This window comes from Thalassolituus hydrocarboniclasticus, from assembly GCF_025345565.1.
Classification (GTDB): domain Bacteria; phylum Pseudomonadota; class Gammaproteobacteria; order Pseudomonadales; family Oceanobacteraceae; genus Venatoribacter; species Venatoribacter hydrocarboniclasticus.
The window spans coordinates 3647997-3668533 of the sequence record NZ_CP054475.1 but is presented as its reverse complement, the minus strand read 5'-3'; the positions used below and the strand labels follow the sequence as shown (position 1 = coordinate 3668533).

The following is a 20537-nucleotide window of genomic DNA, read 5'->3' as shown; positions in this document are numbered from 1 at the left end:
CATGAACGACGAACAACTGCTGCGTTACAGCCGGCATATTTTCCTTCCCCAGATTGATATCGATGGCCAGCTGGCCCTGTGTGACAGCCATGTTCTGGTGATTGGTCTGGGCGGTTTGGGCGCGGCCGCTTTGCCTTATCTGGCAGCCAGCGGTATCGGGCAGCTGACGCTGGTGGATGATGATCATGTTGAGCTCAGCAATCTGCCACGCCAGATTATTCATCCGCAGGATCGGGTGGGAATGAGCAAAGCCGAGTCTGCTGCGGCAACCGTGATGCATCTGAATCATGATGTGCGGGTGCATACCGAAATCCGCCGCGCAGATGCTGCCTGGCTTGAGCAGGTTTTACCGCAGTTTTCTCTGGTGCTGGATTGCACCGACGAGCCTCAGGTCCGTTATGCCCTCAATAAAGCGGCGCTGAAACACCGGATTCCCTGGGTCAGTGCAGCCGCTGTCGCCATGGACGGTCAGCTGACGGTGTTTGATCCGCGCCGTGCCGACAGCCCCTGTTACCGTTGTCTGTATCCGGATGTGCAGCCGGACCAGCGTAATTGCAGTGAGAGTGGCGTGCTGTCGCCTCTGGTAGGCGTTATCGGTACGTTACAGGCGGTGGAAGCCCTGAAGCTGCTGAGTGCTGCCGGTGAGTCCCTGTGTGGGCGGCTGCTGTCGTTTGATGCCCGTGCCAGCCGCTTTCATGAATGGCGGATTACCCGCCGCCCGGACTGTGCCGATTGCGCTGCTCAGTCCTGAGTAAAGCGGTACGGTTTATTTAAGCCCGAGCTTCTGTGCCAGCTTGTGCAGATTACTCGGGTCCATTCCCAGAGCCCGTGCGGTTTTGCTCCAGCTGCCTTGCTGTTGTTGCAGTTCGTGCAGAACCAGAGTCTGCTGAAAGTATTTAACGGCTTCTTTCATTGGCATTCCCTGCACCGCTTTCAGCAATGAATCACTGCTGTCTTCGCCCGTTGCGTGTGCATGGTGACGGGAGGTCGGCAGCTCAAGATCCAGTGAACGGCAATCCAGAGTCACAATATCGTGCCGTTGCGCTCCCCGGCTCAGCGCTTTGATGGCTGCGCGACTGATAACATGCTCCAGCTCACGGATATTGCCGGGCCATGGATAGGTCTGCAGTGCTGCCTCGGCATCGGCCGATAAGCGCAGGCTGCGTAACCCTAAGCGGGTGCGGTTTAATTCCAGGAAGTGCCCGGCCAGCAGAGGAATGTCCTGTTCGCGCTCGCGCAGGGGAGGAATAGGAATAGGGTAAACAGACAGGCGATGATACAGGTCAGCCCGGAATGCGCCTTCGGTAATCTGCTCTTTCAGGTTGCGGTTGGTCGCGGCCAGAATACGCACATCCACATGGCGGGTCTTATCGCTGCCCAGTCTTTGTATTTCGCCATTCTGCAAAACCCTCAGCAGCTTGGCCTGTACCGGCAGCGGTAATTCACCGACCTCATCAAGAAAGAGTGTGCTTTTATCTGCGGTTTCAAAACGCCCTGCGCGGTCGCTGGTGGCACCGGAAAATGCGCCTTTAACATGGCCGAATAATTCACTTTCAGCGAGGTGTTCCGGCAGTGCCGCACAGTTGATGTATACCATTGGCCGTGCAGCACGTGCGGACAGCCGGTGCGTGTAGCTGGCAAAGATTTCTTTACCGACACCTGTTTCTCCCAGCAGCAGTACCGGCAGGTCGGAGGCCGCAACCACTTCGAGTTCTTTTTTAATCTGACGGATGGCACTGCTGTTGCCAATAATTTCATTGTCGGCTTCGGTGCCAATGGCGATATTACCGGCGCCATCCAGCCGGACCCGGCGCAGACCGCGTATTTCTTCTTCCAGCATGCTGATACGGATGGCCGTTTCCAGTACCGGGCGATAGCTGTCCAGCTCGTCAATGCGGCTCTGATCAAAGGTGCCCGGAGTCAGAGAGTCGAGGGTCAGGGCGCCCCAGCGCTCACCGTTCAGCCAGAGGCTGGTTCCCATACAGTCATGCACCGGCAATGCTTCCCCCGGCTGAGTCTCCAGCAGGCCGTCATAGGGATCGGGTAACGGGCTGTCTGGCGGAAAGCGCAGGGCATGGCTGGTGGTCATAACGGCCGACAGGCGTGGGTGCTGAGCCAGACTGAATTTACGGCCATGCGCTTCGGTAACCAGACCGGAGACGGCGACAGGACGCAGATACTCACCCTGCAGGCGCAGCAGAGCGACAGCGCCACAGTTAAAGCTGGTGCGGATACTTTTAACAATATGGTCAAAGCGTTCGCCGGCCGGCATATCTTTGATGAGTTCCGTAAGCAGCTGTTGTCCGGGCATGAGAGGTCTCTGTGTTGGTATGTGCTTGGTGGTATTTACCAAAGTGTAGATTTTACAGGGAATATCCGGGTTATTTATACCCACCCTCTGTTGACCGGCAGCAAGTATGCGCTCTGGCGGCTGGCCTGCATCTTGCTGATCACTTCTGTTGAATCAAAACCTTTATATATCAGGAGAGTTTATGGAAATTCTGAATCGTTCTCTGAGTGATATTGCCACAACCATTCCCGGTGCTTCTGCTTTGTTACGTCAGCTGGATATTAATTTCTGCAATCAGGGCATGGTGAGCTTGCAGCAGGCACTGGAACATAAGGGACTTGATCCGGAAGAAGTGGTTGCGGGTTTGGCTGAACTTGAAATGACCGAACACCATCATGATGATCCCGCCATTGATTGGGGCAAAGAACCCCGCATGAAACTGATCGGTCACATCCTGGAGCGTTACCATGCACGCCATCGTGAACAGTTACCGGAGCTGATCTTCCTGGCGGCCAAAGTCGAACGGGTGCACAGCGATTCCGCCAACTGTCCGTCTGGGCTGGCTGATCTGTTGCGCGATATGAGTCATGAGCTGGAAAGCCATATGATGAAAGAGGAGCAGATCCTGTTTCCGATGCTGGCCGGGGGAATTTATCCGAATGGTCCGATTAATGTGATGCAGGATGAGCACCTGGAACATCTGGAAGCCATTAACCGTTTGTGCAGTCTGACCAATAATATGAAAGTTCCGGCGGGTGCCTGTAACAGCTGGCGTTCGCTGTATCTGGGCCTGCAGACGTTGGTGGACGATCTTATGCGGCACATCACTCTGGAAAATTATTTTCTGTTTGTCCCACCTAAAGTAACGTCTTCAGACTGCTGCGGCAGCTGCCAGTAATATAAAACCTGTGAGGGGCCGGTGTGAATCGGCCCAGTCTTCGCACGGATTTCACCGTGATTTAAGAAAAGTCTTAATTGTTCACATCAGGTTTCCGCATAACAATAACTGATAGCGGCGGTATATCGTTGTATATTTACCCCTGTTACTGAATTTCCGGAAAACTTCAGGAGTTATCATGCAGAAAAAAATCCGTATCGGTATTCTGACGGTCAGCGACAGAGCCAGTGCCGGTATTTATGAAGATATTTCGGGTCAGGCTATCCGTGAAACATTAACGGAATATTTATCCGGTGAGTGGGAAGCGGTTTATCGTCTGATCGCCGATGAGCGTCCACAGATTGAAGAAACACTGTGTGAGCTGGTGGATGAGGAAAAATGCTGTCTGGTAATTACGACCGGAGGTACAGGGCCGGCTCTGCGTGATGTGACGCCGGAGGCAACCGAGGCGGTCTGTGATCGTATGATGCCGGGGTTCGGTGAGCTGATGCGTATGGAGTCTCTGAAGTATGTGCCTACCGCCATTCTTTCACGCCAGACGGCCGGACTCAGAAAACAATCATTAATTATTAATCTGCCGGGCAAGCCGAAAGCAATACGCCAGTGTCTGGATGCGGTATTTCCCGCTGTACCTTACTGTATTGATCTTATGGATGGGCCCTATCTGGAATGTAATCCGGAGGTCATCAGTATTTTCCGTCCGGCGAGCTGATTATTTTCTGTTTTTGTGCCGGCATAGCAGCTTTTTAGATATTTTCAGAAGCTGCCTGCCGGCATCCGTGCCGAATCAGGACTATTGTTCGCTATCCTCGGGTTGTTTGTCAGCGGCTTTACGAAAATCCCGGATCGCACCACCAAGATCACCTCCCAGAGATCGCAATCGTTTACTGCCAAATAATACAAGTACAATCAGCAGTACGATCAGTAACTGCCATGGACTTATTCCCATAATAATTCCTACCTTAATGATGCATGCTGTGATCTTCGGAATGGGTGTCGCCCATCATTTTCTGATGCTGCAGCAGTGCGTCTTTTAACTGGCTGAATGTCATCACGCTGGTCTTTCTGTCAGAGGCAAATATTTCTGCGCTTTCTTTATCAGCAAAACTGGCAATTGGCGTACCCATCGCGCCTGCCATGTCCGGAGCAACAACATAAAATGCCTGCATGGCATCAATCAGATGTGCATCATCCGGTTGGTTCCAATCACTGCGGCTCATATCGTGAACGTATAGCGTCATTTGCTGAACCTGATTTTCAGGTTGCAGCCACCAGTGCAGCATTTCAGCGGATGAGCAGAATTTTCTGATTTTACCGTTGCCGGTTATCGCCTCGCCCTTGGGGCCAGGAAAACGGGTGATGGCCATACCACACACGTGGCATTCATCTGAGGAATGAAAGGCGACAGGTGACCGCTTCGTGGTTTCACTGTTGGTGGGCTGGCTGCAACCGGCCAACAAGGCACTGAGCATCAGGGTGACAACAGAAATGAAAGAGCATACTTTTTTCATAAACTTATCCTTTCTAAAAATTAAATCGCACGGCGGCGTAAGGTGAGATGAGCAATACCCAGGCTGAAAATCAACCAGATAAATAATGAGATCCACAGTCCAGGATTACTGATGGGTAAATCCTGCCCCAGTGCCATAACCCCGTTCATTGCACTGCTGTCGCCAAGACCGGACAGATTTATTTGCCGGAATATATCGGTGGGATTAAGCAGTAAAAGCCATGGCAGCAGGTCAGGGTTCAGCTGTCCTTTACTGAAGACCAGTAATGCCAGCAGACTGAGATCAAACACCAGCACAAACAGAAACCACACACCAAGCGCGAGACCGGCTGCGGTGGATTTTTCGCTGGCTTTACTGCTGAGGAAATAGGCCAGAGCAAGGAATACCCAGCCCAGTAACGTGGCTGAAAAAATAAACCGCGAGAACGATTGAATCAGAAGCCAGATATCCAGATCGCTGACCAATAATGCAATGGCGACGGCGGCACTGCCAAAACCAATAGAGGTGGCGAGCGCAAGAATCAGCCCGTGGCCGATAAATTTTCCCAGCAGTAACTGCCCGCGACTGAGCGGGTAGGTCAGCAATAACAACAGGGTTCCGCCTTCCTCTTCACCCACGATGGCATCGTAAGCAAGCAGCAGAGCAATCAGCGGAACCAGAAACGTTGCCAGGCTGGCCAGACTGGCAATGGTTGCCGGAATGGAGCTGAAACCAACCTGGCCGGCGGCGGCTGAGCCAAGCCAGGCAATGCCCGCAGCGAGAATGGCAAACAGCAGGCTGATGGCCAGCAGCCAGCGGTTACGCAGGCCATCGTTCAGCTCTTTAATGGCGATATTCCAGACTTGCATCATTGCGATTTCTCCTGTGCCGGAACGACCGCAAAATGGCGGTACAGGTCGTCAAGGGACGGCGGGCAGACTTCCAGATCGGCGGCTTCGCTGCTGTTTATCAGGGTGTTAAGTAACTCCCGGCGGGCGCCGTTGTGAGTTAAAACTTCGAGAGCATCGCGGCCAATACAGCGGGAATCGAAGCCGAGGCCGGATAACCGGGTTTGCCAATGCTCCGGTTCCGAGAGGCTGCCAAGGCGAATGCGCGTAGGTAATGCTACCTGACGGCGTAATTCACTCAGGGTACCGACGGCCTGTAACTGACCGCCGGCAAGAATGGCGGCGCGGCTGATATAAGGTTCAACACCGGGTAATACGTGCGAACAGAGAATAATGCCGGTGCCGTTCTGACGCAGCTCGTTCAGCAATTGATAAAGTTCCTGCGTGGCTACCGGGTCCAGACCGACGGTCGGCTCGTCCAGTAATAACAGACGCGGATTTGCCAGCAGTGCCTGAGCCAGACCCAAGCGCTGACGCATACCTTTGGAATAGGTTTTTACTTTACGTGTGGCGGCATGGGTCAGCCCGACTTTTTCCAGTAACTCTCCGACCTGATGGTTATCTGCACCTTTCAGGCGGGCAAAATAAGTCAGTGTTTCCTGTCCGCTTAATTGCGGATAAAACATAACGTTTTCCGGTAAATAACCAAGCCGCTTACGGACTTCGGTATGATCCGGTGTATTACCAAATACCTGAACATGGCCGCTGCCGGGCGCGAGCAGACCGAGGATCATTTTCATAGTAGTTGTTTTGCCGGCACCGTTATGGCCGAACAAACCAAGTACTTCACCTTCTGCCAGATGCAGAGAAAGGTTTTTTATAACCTCCATCCGGCCATAGGCAAGGCTGACATTCTGCAGTTCTACCAGGTTCATTTTAAGGGGCCTCTGTCAGCGGTGGGCGCATCAGGGGAAAGCTGTCCCGCACGCCAGGAGATTTAACAACCGGAAATGCCTGCTGCACCCAGCGCAGTAATTCAATGGCAGGGCTGTTCAGCAATAAGCGCATTTGTGGATAAAGCCACAGTAAACGGTCGATATTGTCGTTTGGTTCGTAAATAAGATCGCCGATATCATCGACATTCCGGTCCCAGCCAAGGTAATCGCTCCAGTAATTTCCGCGACCATTTTCAGACCACTCCTGAGTTCGGGTTGCGACATATTTAACTTGCTGTTGATTAGCGATAAAGGCATTGCCAAAGATTTTATTGTCTTCAGAGCCGGCGGTAAGGTGAATACCCATCACGCTGTCGGCAAAGTAGTTGTAGCTGATGGTGTTGAATACGGAGTTGTAGATAAACAACGCTTTGCCTTCAGCTCCCTGAATCATGCTGTCGCCGGTGCTGCCGCTGATTACCCCCTGCACTCTGTTGTTGCTGATGGTGGAGTAGGTGATGTAGTTCATCAGAATGCCGTAGTTCTGATCGTCTTCAGACAGATTATTGCGTACATCCAGATTACGGCTCTGCATCAGGGCATAACCGGTTCGGGTGCGGCGGGTCGTGTTGTTATGCACCACATTGTTATTGGAAAACATGTAGTGAATTCCGTAGCGCAGATCTTCCAGCACGTTACCGGTCAGCGTGTTGTGATTGGAGGTGTCAATATAAATACCATCGCGGGTATGGCGTATAATATTGTTGGTCACACTGGCCTGACGGACAGAAAACAGATGAATGCCATTGCCACGGTCCTGCGAGCGCACAGTGTCATCGCCGCTGATCTGATTGCCGTGGATTTCAATATGCTGGCTGGTATCGGCCCAGATGCCGAATCCGGCCCCTTGCAGATGATTATTCAGCAGACGTACATGGTCGGCCCGGGCAGCAACAAATATGGCTGAATCCAGATCGGTGAGGTTACGTCCCCAGTTAATAATATGGCAGCCTTCAAGGCTGACTTCGGCGGCGGTAATTTTCACCGCATGGCCCCGCGCCCCGGCGTCGATAACGGCGTTGGCTGCACAGCGGATGTGGCCGGGCTGATCAATCAGAAAATTTCCCTGATAGTGACCGGCGGGTAAAACCAGAATATCCCCCTGCGGTTGCAGCGGTAATGACTGGTACTGGGCCTGCGCACCGGCACTGGCCAGCAGCAGTAAAAAAAAGACAGAAAGGATCATAGTGTCCCGCAATTGTGGAGGGGCGGCGGGCATCACGGCCCGCCGCCAGCCGATCAGGCTGGTTCAACCAGCATTCGACCTACCATCTCCATATGCAGAGCATGGCAGAACCAGTTGCAGTAGTACCAGTGCATACCCACTTTGTCGGCCACAAAGGTAACTGACGCAGTTTGCTGTGGGCTGATTTCCATCGATACACCATGATTAACCATGCAGAAACCATGAGTAACGTCTTCGATCTGATCCAGATTGGTGACGATCACGGTAACCTCATCGCCCTGTTTTACCCTGAACTCGTTAATGCCATAGGCTGGCGCTACCGAGGTCATGTAAACCCGGACTTTATTACCATCGCGAATAACCTTGTTGTCGGTCTCCAGATTGATTCCATCTTTTTTTGCCATGGCAACAGTGCCGGCAAAGAAAGGATCATCCCGCTTCCAGATTTTCCGGGTGCGGATCTGATCACGGCGTGCCATGGTGCAGTCATGCGGTTCTGCGAAGGTTGGGCCATCGTGTACCAGTTTCATTTCTTCACCGGAAATATCGATCAGCTGGTCGTTTTCCGGGTGCAGTGGGCCAACCTGCAGGAAGCGGTCTTTGGAGAACTTGCATAAGGCAACCAGCCACTGGCCATCGGCTTCGTTGGTTTCACACAGTGAGGCATGAATATGACCAGGCTGATACTGCACATCCAGTTTCTGCTTGATGTAATTAACATTCTCACCGTTATAGGCACGTACCGCATCGGCCATATTCCACTTCACGACCTGACTGTCGATAAACAGTGTGGTGTAGGCATTGCCACGACCATCGAAGGTAGTGTGCAGTGGTCCAAGGCCCAGTTCCGGTTCTGCTGCAATGGTGTCGCGCGGATCTTTGATTTTGCCGTTAAACAGGTCTGGCAGTCTGGCAATTTCGATCATGGATACAGTTGGTGACAGCTTGCCGTTGGCAATAAAGTACTTGCCATCGGATGAGGTGTTACAGCCATGCGGGTTTTTCGGTACAGGAATATAACGGGTAAACTGGCTGTCTTTGTCGCCTTTTTTACGGCCATCCAGCACCGGCACTTTAGAGTCGCCCAGAGTGGCGAATTTACCGGCTTTAACCGCTTTTTCTGCAGCCTGGATATCAAATACCACAACCCAGTCACGCTCATTCCGCATCATGCCGCCCAGATCATAGGCTTTTTCTGAGTTGTAACAGGTAGAGGCAGCAAAGCGGCCGGTGTAGTCGGCATCACAGTTGTCCAGGTTACCGTCAACCATAATCTGAAATGCCATTTCCATGCTTTCTGCATCAATGACGTTAAACATGGTGTAGCTGTAATCGGCCTGCAAATCGAAATGTTTGCCATCGTTCGGATGTGGCATAACAAATTCAGCATTAGCAAACACATACTTGGTGTACGGTACTTTCTGCAGACGCAGTCCGTGGATAGCCTGAACATTAGGCACGGTCAGCATCTTGTCACACTTCATAATATCCAGGCGGATGCGAGCTACACGGCTGTTGGCTTTATCGTTGATAAAAACGTATTTGCCATCGTATTTACCATCTTTCATGGAGATATGTGGATGGTGGCAGTCACCATTCAGGAACTTCGCACTGTCACCCATTACGGCCTTACTTTCGTTGGTGATGCCCCAACCGGTAGCCGAGTCGATATTAAATACCGGAATCCGCATCAGTTCGCGCATGGATGGAATACCCAGTACGCGGACTTCGCCCTGGTGACCACCACTCCAGAAGCCGATGTAATCGTCCAGTTCCCCTGGCTCTACATGGTATTTCTTTTTGGCGTCTTTGGCGGCGGCGGCAAAGGCTTCGCGGCTCATGACTGCAGAGCCAAGGCCTGCTGCTCCGACCAGCGCAGCGCCGGCACCAGTGAGGGCGCTGGCACCGAGAAATCCGCGGCGGCTCAGTCCGGCTTTTTCTTTTCCGGATACATTTTTATTGCTGTCATCTGTCATGGTCTATCTCCTTGAACAAGATTGGCTTTTTCAGTTTTGCGGATCCATCTGTACCACCGGGATACGCTGAGGAACGGGTTTATTTCTTTGCTGTTTTTTACGTTTGGCAACCAGTGGCGGACATTTATGATCGTTGTGATATGTCATCTGGCAATCGAGGCAGTAGTGACATTCGTTGTGATTAATATGACCATCGGGGTGAATGGCCTGTATTTCGCACTCATTGGCGCAGAGCTGGCAAGGCTGGCCACATTCTTTGCGGCGTTTCAGCCAGTCAAACAGGCGGGCTTTACTTGGTATTGCCAGGGCGGCACCCAGAGGACAGATATAACGGCAGTAGACTTTGCGCGTAAAAATATTGATAACCAGCAACAATACAGCGTAGAAAACAAAGCCCCATTCGCGGCTGAATTTGAGCATGATGGCGGTTTTAAAGGGTTCCACTTCGGCATAACGTTCTGCGGTAGAAAGTGACTCCAGAGACAGCCCGAATAAACCCAATAAAATAATGTATTTAACGGCCCATAAGCGTTCGTGCACAGCAAAGGGCAATTCATACTGGCGGATTTTTAATTTACGGGCGGCTTCGTTAATCAGCTCCTGCAGAGCTCCGAACGGACACAGCCAGCCGCAGAATACTCCCCGTCCCCAGAGCAGGATGGTGGCTGCTGTAAATGCCCAGAGAATAAATATAACGGGATCACTGAGAAACAGCTCCCAGCGGAAGCCCTGCATCAGTGAATGAACAAAGGTCAGTACGTTGACAACCGACAGCTGGCCGAGGCAATACCAGCCAATAAAGAACACGGTAAATAACAGATAACCCCGGCGCAGCCAGTGCAGAAATGCAGGCTTGCTGGTGAAATAATCCTGCAGGAATAAAATCACCAGCAAAACCCCCAGGGCAGTTATCAGAACTCCGATCTGGAAATTCTTCTGATACCAGATGTTCAGCCACAGAGGGCGGTTGGCTTCTTCAATGGCAGCCAGTTCTTCGGCTGTTAATGCTGGCCGCTCGAAGTAGGTTTGGGGTAGTTGATAACCCAGCTCGAAACTGGTGAATACGCCATCCACCGGGCCTGTCTGGCGGCGTACCAGTAACTCAAAGGTCCAGTCAGTGCCAGGGTCAAAATGGCTTTTGTCACGGATAATAAACAGCGATTTTTCTTTAAACTCCGGTGCGCCGTCGGCCATGACATCGTACAGACGCTGCTGGTCCAGATCGCGGAAGGAGATAACATCACCAAACTGACGCAGCTGGATGCGGTCAAAAATACCGCCGCGCACATAGCCAGATCCTTTAAATGAGAACATGCCGTTGGCCAGCACAGCAATGGCGTGCTCGCCGGGTTTCAGCTCTTCCATCAGGAAGCGGTACTGACTGTCACCCAACAGGTTGCGGCCAATGGTTGGCGCGTTCAGATAAGCAACATAAAGATCAATAAAGGTATCGTTAAGCTGATCCGCTGTGGCTTTTTCCACCTGTTCGGCGTCGGTGCCCCTGAATGATTCGTCGACCTGGGAGCGTAACAGGTGCATACGACGGATGGAGCCGTCTCCGGTCAGCTGCTGCCAGCCGGCGTTACTGTAAACCTCTGGCAGAATATTGGCGGGTTTCTGTTTCTGGGACAGTTGCGCTTCGACCAGTCCCAATGATGCGGCTACTGTGTGAGTGGCCTTCATGATGATTTCGTTCACAACCATCACGGTAACGGTGGCACCGGTGATGGCATCGACGGTCACAGCGTTTTCATCATTGGTGCTGCCAACCACGACGCGCTGATCAGCCCTGATGCCCTGATAGGCTACACCAAAATCAACCAGCTTCTGTTCCGGAATACCGACCAGCAGAATTGGCTCGTGGTGTTCCAGCAGCCAGGCATCAAGAATAACGGCCTCAGGACTGAGGATAACCTGCATATTAATCGGCTTGCCGGAGTATGCAGGAATATTGGCTACGTTGATTGTTTCAAACATATAGCCCAGTAAACGGTCATTTCCTTTGATGGTCCGGATACCGAAATCACCTTCGGGAGACGATATCTCTGTCGCCTCAGGCAGAATAAGGCGGAGGCGTTGTTGTGCGGTATCTTCTGATTTATCGGAGGGCTTATGAGCCTGCAGGCGTTTCTGCTGTCGATTTTCTGCTTTGTGTCCACCGTTTTCTGAGGCTGCCACTTCCGGAACCGCTGTTACGGAAATACTGAGGACAAAAAACATCAGGACAAAAAAAGGCCATAAATAATGTTTCAGGGGGCTGTCAGGTGCTGACATCATACAATTCCTATTCAGCGTCAGCCTGATGTCTGGAATGAGCATCAGTCTGGCTAATGCGTCAAATTGTCGCAGTCACCGGACACAGCCAACATACCCCATTGGAGGTAGGTTGAAGGACTCAGGTCAATTTTTTGTGTTTTTAATCAATAACCTCTGTCACCCGCCATTCAATATTTTTTGGCGCATAAAATCAGAGGTTACAGGGGGAGGTATAAACCGGCTGCCTGGACAGTCTGCGCTAATTGTTGCAAAAACAGCCTGGCAGCTTCGAGGATAAGAAAAATTTTCCATGTCGATGAAATGGCGTGGCGCAAAATGCCAATTAAAACTGCAGATATATTTTCAGCAGCGGGCATTTTCTTGTGGTGTGACTTTTCTGTCAGTGTAAAGGCAACCAACCTGATGGTTGATCTGATGATCAGGTTGGTTCAGTGTTTTGAAAACATCGGATTTTAATAAGCCCAGACGATAACCATCAGCATAATCCAGGCGAGAAATGCGGCAGACATTATCGTATAGGTTGCAGACATGCTGACCACATCATCCGTATTGCGGTGACAGAGCGCGCTGGTTCCAAGGTAGAGAATGACACAGGAAGCGACTAATCCGACACCTGCAAAAATGCCGGTAATTAAAGCGGAAGGAATAAGTAATCCCAGAGAAGACAGCCACATAGGAATGGGGGCAATAGCCGCCAGTAAGTAGGCGTCGTGATAGTTAATGGCCAGATCATGGCTTTCCAGTACCGAGTGAATAAGCCATCCCATTACAAAAAAGGTCAGTAATTCTGCGAGGAAAAATGTGGTGGTAATAAAATGCCAGTTTTTTTCCGGAAAGCCCTGAATATAGCTGTTGTCGTAGTGGGTTCCGGCGTAATAAAGAAGAACCGGCGGCAGGAAAGACAGTGGCAGAACCAGCTTCCATGCCAGAGCCGGTATGGAGATATTCATCGACTGCATTTTTTCCCAGCCTTTCGCTGACCAGGGCATTATCAGTTCTGACAGGTTCATAATTACCTCCATATATATCATTCTATGATATATATGGTTTAGATCACCTTTAATCCGGTGGCAAGCATATCGGACCGTATTGCTGAAGCTGTCTGAGGATCAGATTCTTTATGGATAAATTGAATAAGCAGGATTATCAGAGCCTTTCGGATTTCCGCTATCGCCTGCGTATCTTCCAGCGCCACAGTGAAAATATCTGCAAAGCCCATGGTCTGACTTCATTGCAGTATCTTTTATTACTGCATCTGAAGGGGTTTTCAGGGCGCGAATGGGCCACTGTCAGTGAATTGTCGGAAAAACTTCAAGCGAAACATCATGGCACGGTGATGTTGGTCGACCGTTGCTGTGAGTTGGGGTTGGTTGAGCGGCGTGAATCGATAACAGACAAACGATGTATTGAGATACATTTGCTCTCCAGAGGAGAGGAGCTTGCAGATAAAATTGCCTGGCAGCACCGGCCTGAGCTTGAGCTTCTGGAGCAGAAGTTTCCTCTGAGCTCTCATACTGATGAGCATCATCCGGCTGAATTTTCCGCACCTGAAAAAAGAAAAAGCGGCACATAACGTGCCGCTTTTCTGCCCAGCAGACGATGATCAGTAGATATCGTGCTGAGTGTTTTTCACATTGAATTTACCGGTTGGGGTAATCAGGCGTTTATCCTTAATTACCTTTTTCAGTTTCAGTGTTTTGTCATCAACCACCACAATTGCAGACGGTTCTTCCTGGCCGTTCCAGACTGAGAACCAGACTTCGTTACCGGCGGCATTGTATTCCGGCTGAACAATCCGTTTGGCTCCTTCTTTGATTCCGGACCACTCAGCAATCGGCAGAACAGTGTAGCCTTTTGCCAGATTTTTAATGTCGAATACCGCCACAGACTGGCTGACTTTGGCATCCGGGTTAAAGGTGGTATCCAGGTAAAGGTGATTCGATTTTGGGTGTGTTTTGATAAACAGAGAACCGCCACCTTGTCCTTTCAGAGTCTGCACAACTTTCCAGGCATGATCCGGATGGTTTTCAGGATCGGTACCAATCAGGGAGATAGTTTCATCACCGAGGTGGCTGGTTGCCCAGACAGGCCCGAATTCAGGGTGTACAAAGTTGGCTCCACGTCCTGGATGAGGGATTTTGCCCACATCAATCAGTGCAGCCATTTTCCGCTCTTTGGAGTCAATAACGGCAACTTTGTTGGATTGGTTGGCTGCAGTCATAAAGTAGCGATGGGTTACATCCCAGCCACCATCGTGCAGGAACGGAGCGGTGCCAATGGTGGTAACGGTCAGGTTATCGACATCCTGATAGTTAACCAGCTGTACCTTACCGGTTTCTTTAATATTAACGATAAATTCCGGATGTTCATGTGACGCGATAATCGCAGCAACGCGGGGCTCCGGATGGTATTCCTGCTTATCGACGGTCATGCCACGGGTCGAAACAATTTGCAGGGGCTCCAGGGTTTCACCATCCATAATGGTGTATTGCGGAGGCCAGTAAGCACCGGCAATGGCGTATTTATCTTCGTAGCCTTTGTATTTGGATGTTTCTACCGAGCGGGCTTCGATGCCGATTTTGATTTCAGCAACTTTACCTGGTGATTTCATCCATAAATCAATCATATCGATCCGGGCATCACGACCAATAACCAGCAGGTAACGGCCCGAGGCCGAAATGCGGGAGATATGCACGGCGTATCCGGTTTCGATGGTTTTGACGATTTTTTTTGTATCGCCATCAATCAGTGCAATTTTACCGTCGTCCCGCAGTGTGACAGAAAACAGATTATCCAGATTAAGATCATTCATCTGTTTTTTCGGGCGGTCTTCAGGTTTAACAAATACCTCCCAGGTATTCAGCATTTCTTTCATACCCCACTCAGGAGGTGTTGGTGGTTCATGCATAACGTACTTGGCCATCAGTGTGACTTCTTCCGGCGAAAACTGACCGGATGATCCCCAGTTTGGCATACCGGCCGGCGAGCCATAGCCAATCAGTGCTTCGAGGTAAGCCTGGCCTTTTTGCTGAGTAATATCTGGTGTCAGTGGCTTGCCGGTTGCGCCTTTACGCAGTACGCCGTGACAGCCTGCACAGCGCTGAAAATAAATCTTCTTGGCTTTTTCAAATTCTGCCTCAGTCAGATCCGGTGCGCCGGGTGAACGCACAACTTTAGCCGATGCCGGGTCGATAGCAGATGCTTCGCCCTGATAAGCCGATGCAGCATTTTCCGGGTTGGGTACCGCGTGAACCGCTAAGCTGAGTGCGGCAATGGCCAGGCAAAGTGGATGTTTCCAGTATTTCATGATCGTTCCTCTCTCATATATCCCAGTTTCAGGTCGTCTGGTTGTCATCAGAAACGCCAATGCATTTCGGCATTGAGCGCACGTCCGGCAGCCGGTAATTCTTCAGGGTTCTGGTAGCTTTGATTGGTCAGGTTATTAACCGCAGCGGTCAGCATCAGGTTGTTAACCGGCTGATACTGCATGGCGATATTGAATTCTGCGTAGCCACCGCTTTGTGCGGTCTTTATGCCATTTTCGTCATCCCGCCGGGCATCACCGTAAGAGCGCAGAAAGATATCCAGCTGTGTATTTGGCAGGGCTGACCATTGCACTCCGGACTGCAGCTGGTATTCGGGCAGGCCGCTGTTCCAGGTGTCTTCACCGCTGGCGAAATCGAGCTCCCGGCGTTGTACGGTAATGTTGGCGTAAGGGCGGAGCGTTTTAAGCTGACGGGAAACAGCCAGTTCCAGACCGTAGCTTTTGGCTTTATTGATGTTGACCCAGCGCCAGAGAGACTGTGATGCTGTGGTGGTTGTGGTGTATTCAGGCGGAGCCGCAGTCAGGGCTTCGCGGTCGATAAAATCACGTGCGCGGTTGTAATACAGCGCGAGGTCAAGCAGCCACTGCTTGTTGTCGAGGCGGAATCCAAATTCCAGAGTGGTTGCTTTTTCTGCGGTTAAATCCGGGTTGCCAAAATGCACATTGCTGCCACCGGCGGTAACGGCAAATTGCTGGGTGACGCTGGGGTAGGAATATCCCTGAGCAAGGTTGATGCGTAATGCCGAGGCCGGAGTGGCGCGCCAGACCATGGATATGGAGCCAACCATTTCATCATCATGGTTATCGCTGTCAGAGCGCTCTGTGCTGTCGGTCAGGCGTGAATTAATGCGGTAATAACGCAGACCGGCGTGTGCCTCAGCATCTGCGGTTAATACAATCTGTTGCTGTAAAAATGCTGACCACTGGTTTTGTTCCGCTTGTTGCGCGGATGTTTTTTCTGTCACGGTTGGCGGAATCGGCAGAGTCAGCATACGCAGTGTTGTTTGCGAGCGTTTGTCTGTATCCAGGCGGTCGCTCTGATACTCCATACCAGCTACCGTCAGGTTATTTCCCAGCCAGCGGGCTTCTGTACTTAACTGGCCACCACTGGTCAGCAGATCATCATCGGAGAAATTATCAACATTCACAGCCACCACGGGTGTCTGACTGCTGATAGCATTTTCCATAACGCGCCGGCCATTATGTTGATACATCCGGGCATTAATTTTTTGCAGGCTGCCGTGATCCTGAAGGTATTCATAATTCAGCGCATGACGGAGAGAGTTGCGCTCCGGAAAGCGCAGATAATCAATACCCGAGTCGGGTTCCACCCAGGCGCTGGCATATTGTTTGAAATAGTCGCCCTGCCAGCTGATACGGTGTTGTGCCTGGCTGTAACCCAACTCTGCTGAGACTGAGCGCTGCAGAGAATCAGAATCTTCCAGTGTGCCATCAGCCAAACGGCGATCCTGATGGGATGTGCGGCTGGCCTGCAGGCGCATATCCAGCCCTTGCCGGGCAGTCAGTACGCCGGCAGAAACGCGTTGTCCGCGGGTTGCTGAGTAATATCCGGAGCTGAAAATAACTTCCTGCTCACCGGCAGATGCCTGGCGGGTGATGATATTAATAACACCGCCGAGAGCATTGCCGCCATGTACAACGGAGGATGGGCCACGAACGACTTCGACACGTTCGATCATATTAATATCGATCAGTAATGGCGTGCCGTAATTGGAATGGTCGGCCAGCGGCTGGCCATTAATTTTTACCAGAACACGGCGGGCGCTTTCCCCCCGCAATGACAGACGTTTCATGCCGGGAACCCCGGAGTCGACAATGGCTATGCCGGGAATATCACGCAGTACTTCGGCGAGGTCGGATACCGGTTGCTGATTCAGTTGCTCCTGTTCCAGCACGGTAATGGCTGCCGGGCTCAGCAGTGCCTGTTGGCGGTAGCCGGTTGCGGAAACCACCATCAGTGGCAGGCTTGTGGTTGTGTTATCGGCCCGGGATGGCAGGGCGGGGGATGCCAGAGGCAATACAAATAACAGGCCGAGGAGGCCCGGAGGTTTGCGTGTCATGCCGAAATCCATTAATTCCTGAATGGAATTGCATGCTCAACCAGATGTGCGGATAAAAAACTGATTCAGGTCAAAAATATAATCACGACTGCCTTGTTCCGGCTATAAAATTGACTTGAGTTGGTATTTTTTATGCTTGGGTATATTTAACCATTTCTATTGAATAAATAACCATTTTTAGATTCTTGGTTTTACTTATTAAATTAAAATCCTTAATAAACAATGACTTGCTTTCATTCGGTTTTGATTCTGCTAGTTGGTTGAATAGGTATATTTTGCCTGCTTTAAGGAAAAGTACCTATATTTAGGTATATCGATCTCTATTGTTTGGTATTTATGACCTCTTTGCTAAAGGACAGCATTAGCACCGTAAAGTTACCCATAGGATTGGCATATGAATGCTCCTGCTGTGTCGCCAGCGGACTCACGGCTGCACTTTTATCAGCCGCAGGGAAGTGAGGTTGAACTCTTCCTGCACGCCAGCCGTAATCAGCTTCCTGTTCTGATTAAAGGCCCTACCGGCTGCGGTAAAACACGTTTTATTGAGCATATGGCGGAGCAGCTGAAGCGCCCGCTCTATACCGTTGCCTGTCATGATGATCTGACCGCTGCCGATCTGATTGGCCGCTACCTGATCGGTAACGACGGCACGTTCTGGCAGGACGGCCCGCTGACGCGCGCTGTGCGCGAAGGGGCAATCTGTTATCTGGACGAGGTTATTGAGGCCCGCAAGGATACAACGGTTGTTATTCACCCCCTCACCGATGACAGACGCATTTTGCCGCTTGATGGCACCGGAGAGCAGCTTCATGCCGCGCCGGGTTTTATGCTGGTTATGTCTTATAACCCGGGTTACCGCAACCTGATGAAAGGGCTTAAACCCAGTACCCGCCAGCGCTTTGTCAGCATCGGTTTTAACTACCCGGATGAACAGCAGGAAGCCCGGATCGTTATGCAGGAAAGTGGTATCGATCTGCAGACTGCGCAGCGTCTGTGTGCGGTTGCTGCTGCTCTGCGCAAGCTTAATGACGCCGATCTTGAGGAGTCTCCTTCTACCCGCCTTCTGATTCATTGTGCCCGTCTGATCCGCAGCGGGTTGCCGGCAGAAATCGCAACGGAAGCGGCTCTGACTGAAACACTGAGTGACGAGCCCGCCGCCCAGCAAGCTGTTCGCCAGATTATCCGCGCTCTTATGCCAGTGGGTGAATGAGCCGTCTTTTTATAACCGCGAGGAGACATTTTATGTCAGAACGTTTCACTAAGGGCATGGCCCGGAATATTTACTACGGTGGGGGCGCATTCTTTTTCCTCCTCTTTGTTGCTCTGACGGTTGATACCGTTACGGTGCTGCCGAAGCGTGAGAATCGTGAACTGCTCACCGCTGAAGTCGCACATGGCAAAGAAATCTGGGAAAAAAATAACTGCGTCGGCTGTCATTCATTGCTGGGAGAGGGGGCCTATTTTGCTCCCGAGCTGGGGAACGTTTTTCAGCGCCGCGGGATGGAAAATGAGCAGGTATTCAAGGCGTATTTTTCTGCCTGGATGAAGGCAATGCCTACCGGTGTTGAAGGACGCCGCCAAATGCCACAGTTCCATTTAAAAGAGCAGGAGATTAACGATTTAGCTGAATTCCTGATCTGGACTTCCCGCATCGACACCAACGATTGGCCACCAAATATCGAAGGCTGATGCATGACGACCATTTCAATTTAATTATTCAAGGATCAAACATCATGAAATATCAAAGCCAGGCGGTTGCAAAACCGTACTTTGCCTTTGCCATGTTGCTGTTTGTCGGTCAGATTGTCTTCGGTCTGATTCTTGGCACGCAGTACATCATCGGTGATTTCCTGTTTCCGGAAATCCCTTTTAATGTTGCCCGTATGGTGCACACCAATCTTCTGATCGTCTGGCTGCTCTGTGGTTTTATGGGCGCGACTTACTATCTTGTACCTGAAGAAACTCAGTGTGAGCTGTATAGTCCGAAACTGGCCTGGATACTGTTCTGGGCTTATGCCATTGCCGGCACCCTGACCATTGTTGGTTATTTATCGGTTCCTTATGCAACGCTGGCGGAGATTACATACAACAATATTCTGCCAACCATGGGGCGGGAATTTTTGGAGCAGCCAACTATTACCAAAATAGGTATTGTTATTGTTGCACTCGGATTCTTGTTTAATGTTGGTATGACTATTCTGCGTGGCCGTAAAACCGTGATTAACATGGTGCTGATCACCGGTCTTCTCGGTCTGGCCGTGTTCTTCCTGTTCTCTTTTTATAATCCGGCATCACTGACTCTGGATAAGTATTTCTGGTGGTGGGTTGTGCACCTGTGGGTTGAGGGTGTGTGGGAGCTGATTCTCGGCAGTATCCTCGCCTTTATTCTGATCAAAACCACCGGTGTGGATCGTGAGGTTGTGGAAAAATGGTTGTACCTGATTATTGCGATGGCTCTGATCAGCGGCATTCTTGGCACCGGCCACCATTATTTCTTTATCGGCGCTCCGGAATACTGGCTATGGATCGGATCGGTTTTCTCTGCCGTCGAGCCGTTACCTTTCTTCATGATGATGGTGTTCGCTTTCAGCATGATTAAACAGCGCCGCCGCGAACACCCTAACAAAGCCGCCGTTACCTGGGCTGCCGGCTGTACCATTATGGCTTTCCTTGGTGCGGGCGTTTGGGGATTCCTGCATACCCTGGCGCCGGTAAATTATTACACCCACGGCTCTCAGATTACGGCCGCTCATGGTCACCTGGCATTCTTTGGCGCTTACGTGATGATTGTGCTGGCGATTATCTCTTACGCATGGCCACAGCTGCAGGGACGTTTAAGTAACAGTCTGCAGGCACAGAAAGTGGAAATTGCCTCCATCTGGGTCATGTGTGTATCTATGCTGATGATTACTCTGCTGCTGACTGCGGCGGGTATTATTCAGGTGATGCAGCAGCGTATGCCGGCTGATGGCATTGCCCTGGGCTATATGGCGACACAAGACCTGATTGTTCCTATTTATTGGGCACGTCTGGTTGCTGGTATCGCTTTTGGTGGTGGCGTGATGCTGTACTTATACAGTTTTGTTGTCGCCAGCCGTACTCAGGCTGATGCACCTGCTTTACCTGTCAGTGCCTGAATATATGCAAAGATCACAGCCGCTGCCTTCGGGC

At 51.1% G+C, this 20537-nt stretch carries 18 protein-coding genes; 7 read left to right on the top strand and 11 right to left on the bottom strand.

What is annotated here, in order from left to right:
* The first annotated feature begins 1 nt into the window (after position 1).
* On the top strand, positions 2–751 hold the full coding sequence (locus HUF19_RS16485) for a HesA/MoeB/ThiF family protein (protein ID WP_260997608.1): 750 nt from the start codon (positions 2–4) through the stop codon (positions 749–751).
* A gap of 15 nt (positions 752–766) precedes the next feature.
* On the opposite strand, the gene norR is transcribed toward HUF19_RS16485, so the two are convergent.
* Positions 767–2311 (bottom strand): nitric oxide reductase transcriptional regulator NorR, encoded by a 1545-nt coding sequence (gene norR / locus HUF19_RS16480; RefSeq protein ID WP_260997607.1) that lies wholly within the window; start codon positions 2309–2311, stop codon positions 767–769.
* A 181-nt stretch (positions 2312–2492) separates the two neighbouring features.
* Between norR and ytfE the strand changes: the two genes are divergently transcribed.
* Positions 2493–3188, top strand: a complete 696-nt coding sequence (ytfE, locus tag HUF19_RS16475; RefSeq protein ID WP_260997606.1) for an iron-sulfur cluster repair protein YtfE — start codon at positions 2493–2495, stop codon at positions 3186–3188.
* A gap of 178 nt (positions 3189–3366) precedes the next feature.
* Positions 3367–3900: a molybdopterin adenylyltransferase gene (mog, locus tag HUF19_RS16470; protein ID WP_145467992.1), complete on the top strand. Its 534-nt coding sequence runs from the start codon at positions 3367–3369 to the stop codon at positions 3898–3900.
* Between the two features lie 81 nt (positions 3901–3981).
* On the opposite strand, the gene tatA is transcribed toward mog, so the two are convergent.
* The 8 genes from tatA to HUF19_RS16430 all read right to left on the bottom strand — a co-directional run bounded on the left by tatA (position 3982) and on the right by HUF19_RS16430 (position 12970).
* The gene (gene tatA, locus HUF19_RS16465) at positions 3982–4137 is read right to left on the bottom strand and encodes a twin-arginine translocase TatA/TatE family subunit (RefSeq protein WP_260975763.1); all 156 of its coding nucleotides are present in this window, start codon (positions 4135–4137) and stop codon (positions 3982–3984) included.
* A gap of 13 nt (positions 4138–4150) precedes the next feature.
* Complete coding sequence (locus HUF19_RS16460; RefSeq protein WP_260997605.1) at positions 4151–4795, bottom strand: nitrous oxide reductase accessory protein NosL; 645 nt, start codon at positions 4793–4795, stop codon at positions 4151–4153.
* Positions 4720–5550 (bottom strand): ABC transporter permease, encoded by an 831-nt coding sequence (locus HUF19_RS16455; protein ID WP_260997604.1) that lies wholly within the window; start codon positions 5548–5550, stop codon positions 4720–4722. The genes HUF19_RS16460 and HUF19_RS16455 overlap by 76 nt, the downstream gene beginning before the upstream one ends.
* A complete protein-coding gene (locus HUF19_RS16450; RefSeq protein WP_260997603.1) occupies positions 5547–6461 on the bottom strand; it encodes an ABC transporter ATP-binding protein in 915 nt (304 codons plus the stop codon). Before HUF19_RS16450 ends, HUF19_RS16455 begins: the two co-directional genes overlap by 4 nt.
* Position 6462: 1 nt before the next feature.
* The gene (locus HUF19_RS16445) at positions 6463–7707 is read right to left on the bottom strand and encodes a nitrous oxide reductase family maturation protein NosD (protein WP_260997602.1); all 1245 of its coding nucleotides are present in this window, start codon (positions 7705–7707) and stop codon (positions 6463–6465) included.
* Between the two features lie 53 nt (positions 7708–7760).
* A complete protein-coding gene (nosZ, locus tag HUF19_RS16440; protein ID WP_260997601.1) occupies positions 7761–9683 on the bottom strand; it encodes a TAT-dependent nitrous-oxide reductase in 1923 nt (640 codons plus the stop codon).
* A gap of 30 nt (positions 9684–9713) precedes the next feature.
* Positions 9714–11960, bottom strand: coding sequence for a transcriptional regulator NosR (nosR, locus tag HUF19_RS16435; protein ID WP_260997600.1), 2247 nt, complete (start codon positions 11958–11960; stop codon positions 9714–9716).
* Positions 11961–12412: 452 nt separating this feature from the next.
* Complete coding sequence (locus tag HUF19_RS16430) at positions 12413–12970, bottom strand: Yip1 family protein (protein ID WP_260997599.1); 558 nt, start codon at positions 12968–12970, stop codon at positions 12413–12415.
* Positions 12971–13080: 110 nt separating this feature from the next.
* Here HUF19_RS16430 and HUF19_RS16425 point away from each other — a divergent pair, with 110 nt between their 5' ends.
* Positions 13081–13533 carry a MarR family transcriptional regulator gene (locus tag HUF19_RS16425; RefSeq protein ID WP_260997598.1) on the top strand — a complete coding sequence of 151 codons (453 nt, stop codon included), beginning with the start codon at positions 13081–13083 and terminating at the stop codon, positions 13531–13533.
* Between the two features lie 30 nt (positions 13534–13563).
* On the opposite strand, the gene HUF19_RS16420 is transcribed toward HUF19_RS16425, so the two are convergent.
* Together HUF19_RS16420 and HUF19_RS16415 are read right to left on the bottom strand one after the other, a co-directional pair.
* On the bottom strand, positions 13564–15267 hold the full coding sequence (locus HUF19_RS16420; protein WP_366516517.1) for a nitrite reductase: 1704 nt from the start codon (positions 15265–15267) through the stop codon (positions 13564–13566).
* A gap of 47 nt (positions 15268–15314) precedes the next feature.
* Entirely contained in the window at positions 15315–17366 is a 2052-nt protein-coding gene (locus tag HUF19_RS16415) for a TonB-dependent receptor plug domain-containing protein (protein ID WP_260997597.1), read from the bottom strand.
* A 394-nt stretch (positions 17367–17760) separates the two neighbouring features.
* Between HUF19_RS16415 and HUF19_RS16410 the strand changes: the two genes are divergently transcribed.
* From HUF19_RS16410 to HUF19_RS16400, 3 genes are read left to right on the top strand one after another with little or no spacing between them, the layout of a single operon-like run.
* Positions 17761–18576 carry a CbbQ/NirQ/NorQ/GpvN family protein gene (locus tag HUF19_RS16410; protein WP_225691021.1) on the top strand — a complete coding sequence of 272 codons (816 nt, stop codon included), beginning with the start codon at positions 17761–17763 and terminating at the stop codon, positions 18574–18576.
* Positions 18577–18608: 32 nt separating this feature from the next.
* Positions 18609–19055, top strand: coding sequence for a c-type cytochrome (locus tag HUF19_RS16405; RefSeq protein WP_145468014.1), 447 nt, complete (start codon positions 18609–18611; stop codon positions 19053–19055).
* Positions 19056–19099: 44 nt separating this feature from the next.
* Positions 19100–20503: a cbb3-type cytochrome c oxidase subunit I gene (locus HUF19_RS16400; protein WP_145468016.1), complete on the top strand. Its 1404-nt coding sequence runs from the start codon at positions 19100–19102 to the stop codon at positions 20501–20503.
* Positions 20504–20537: the final 34 nt, after the last annotated feature.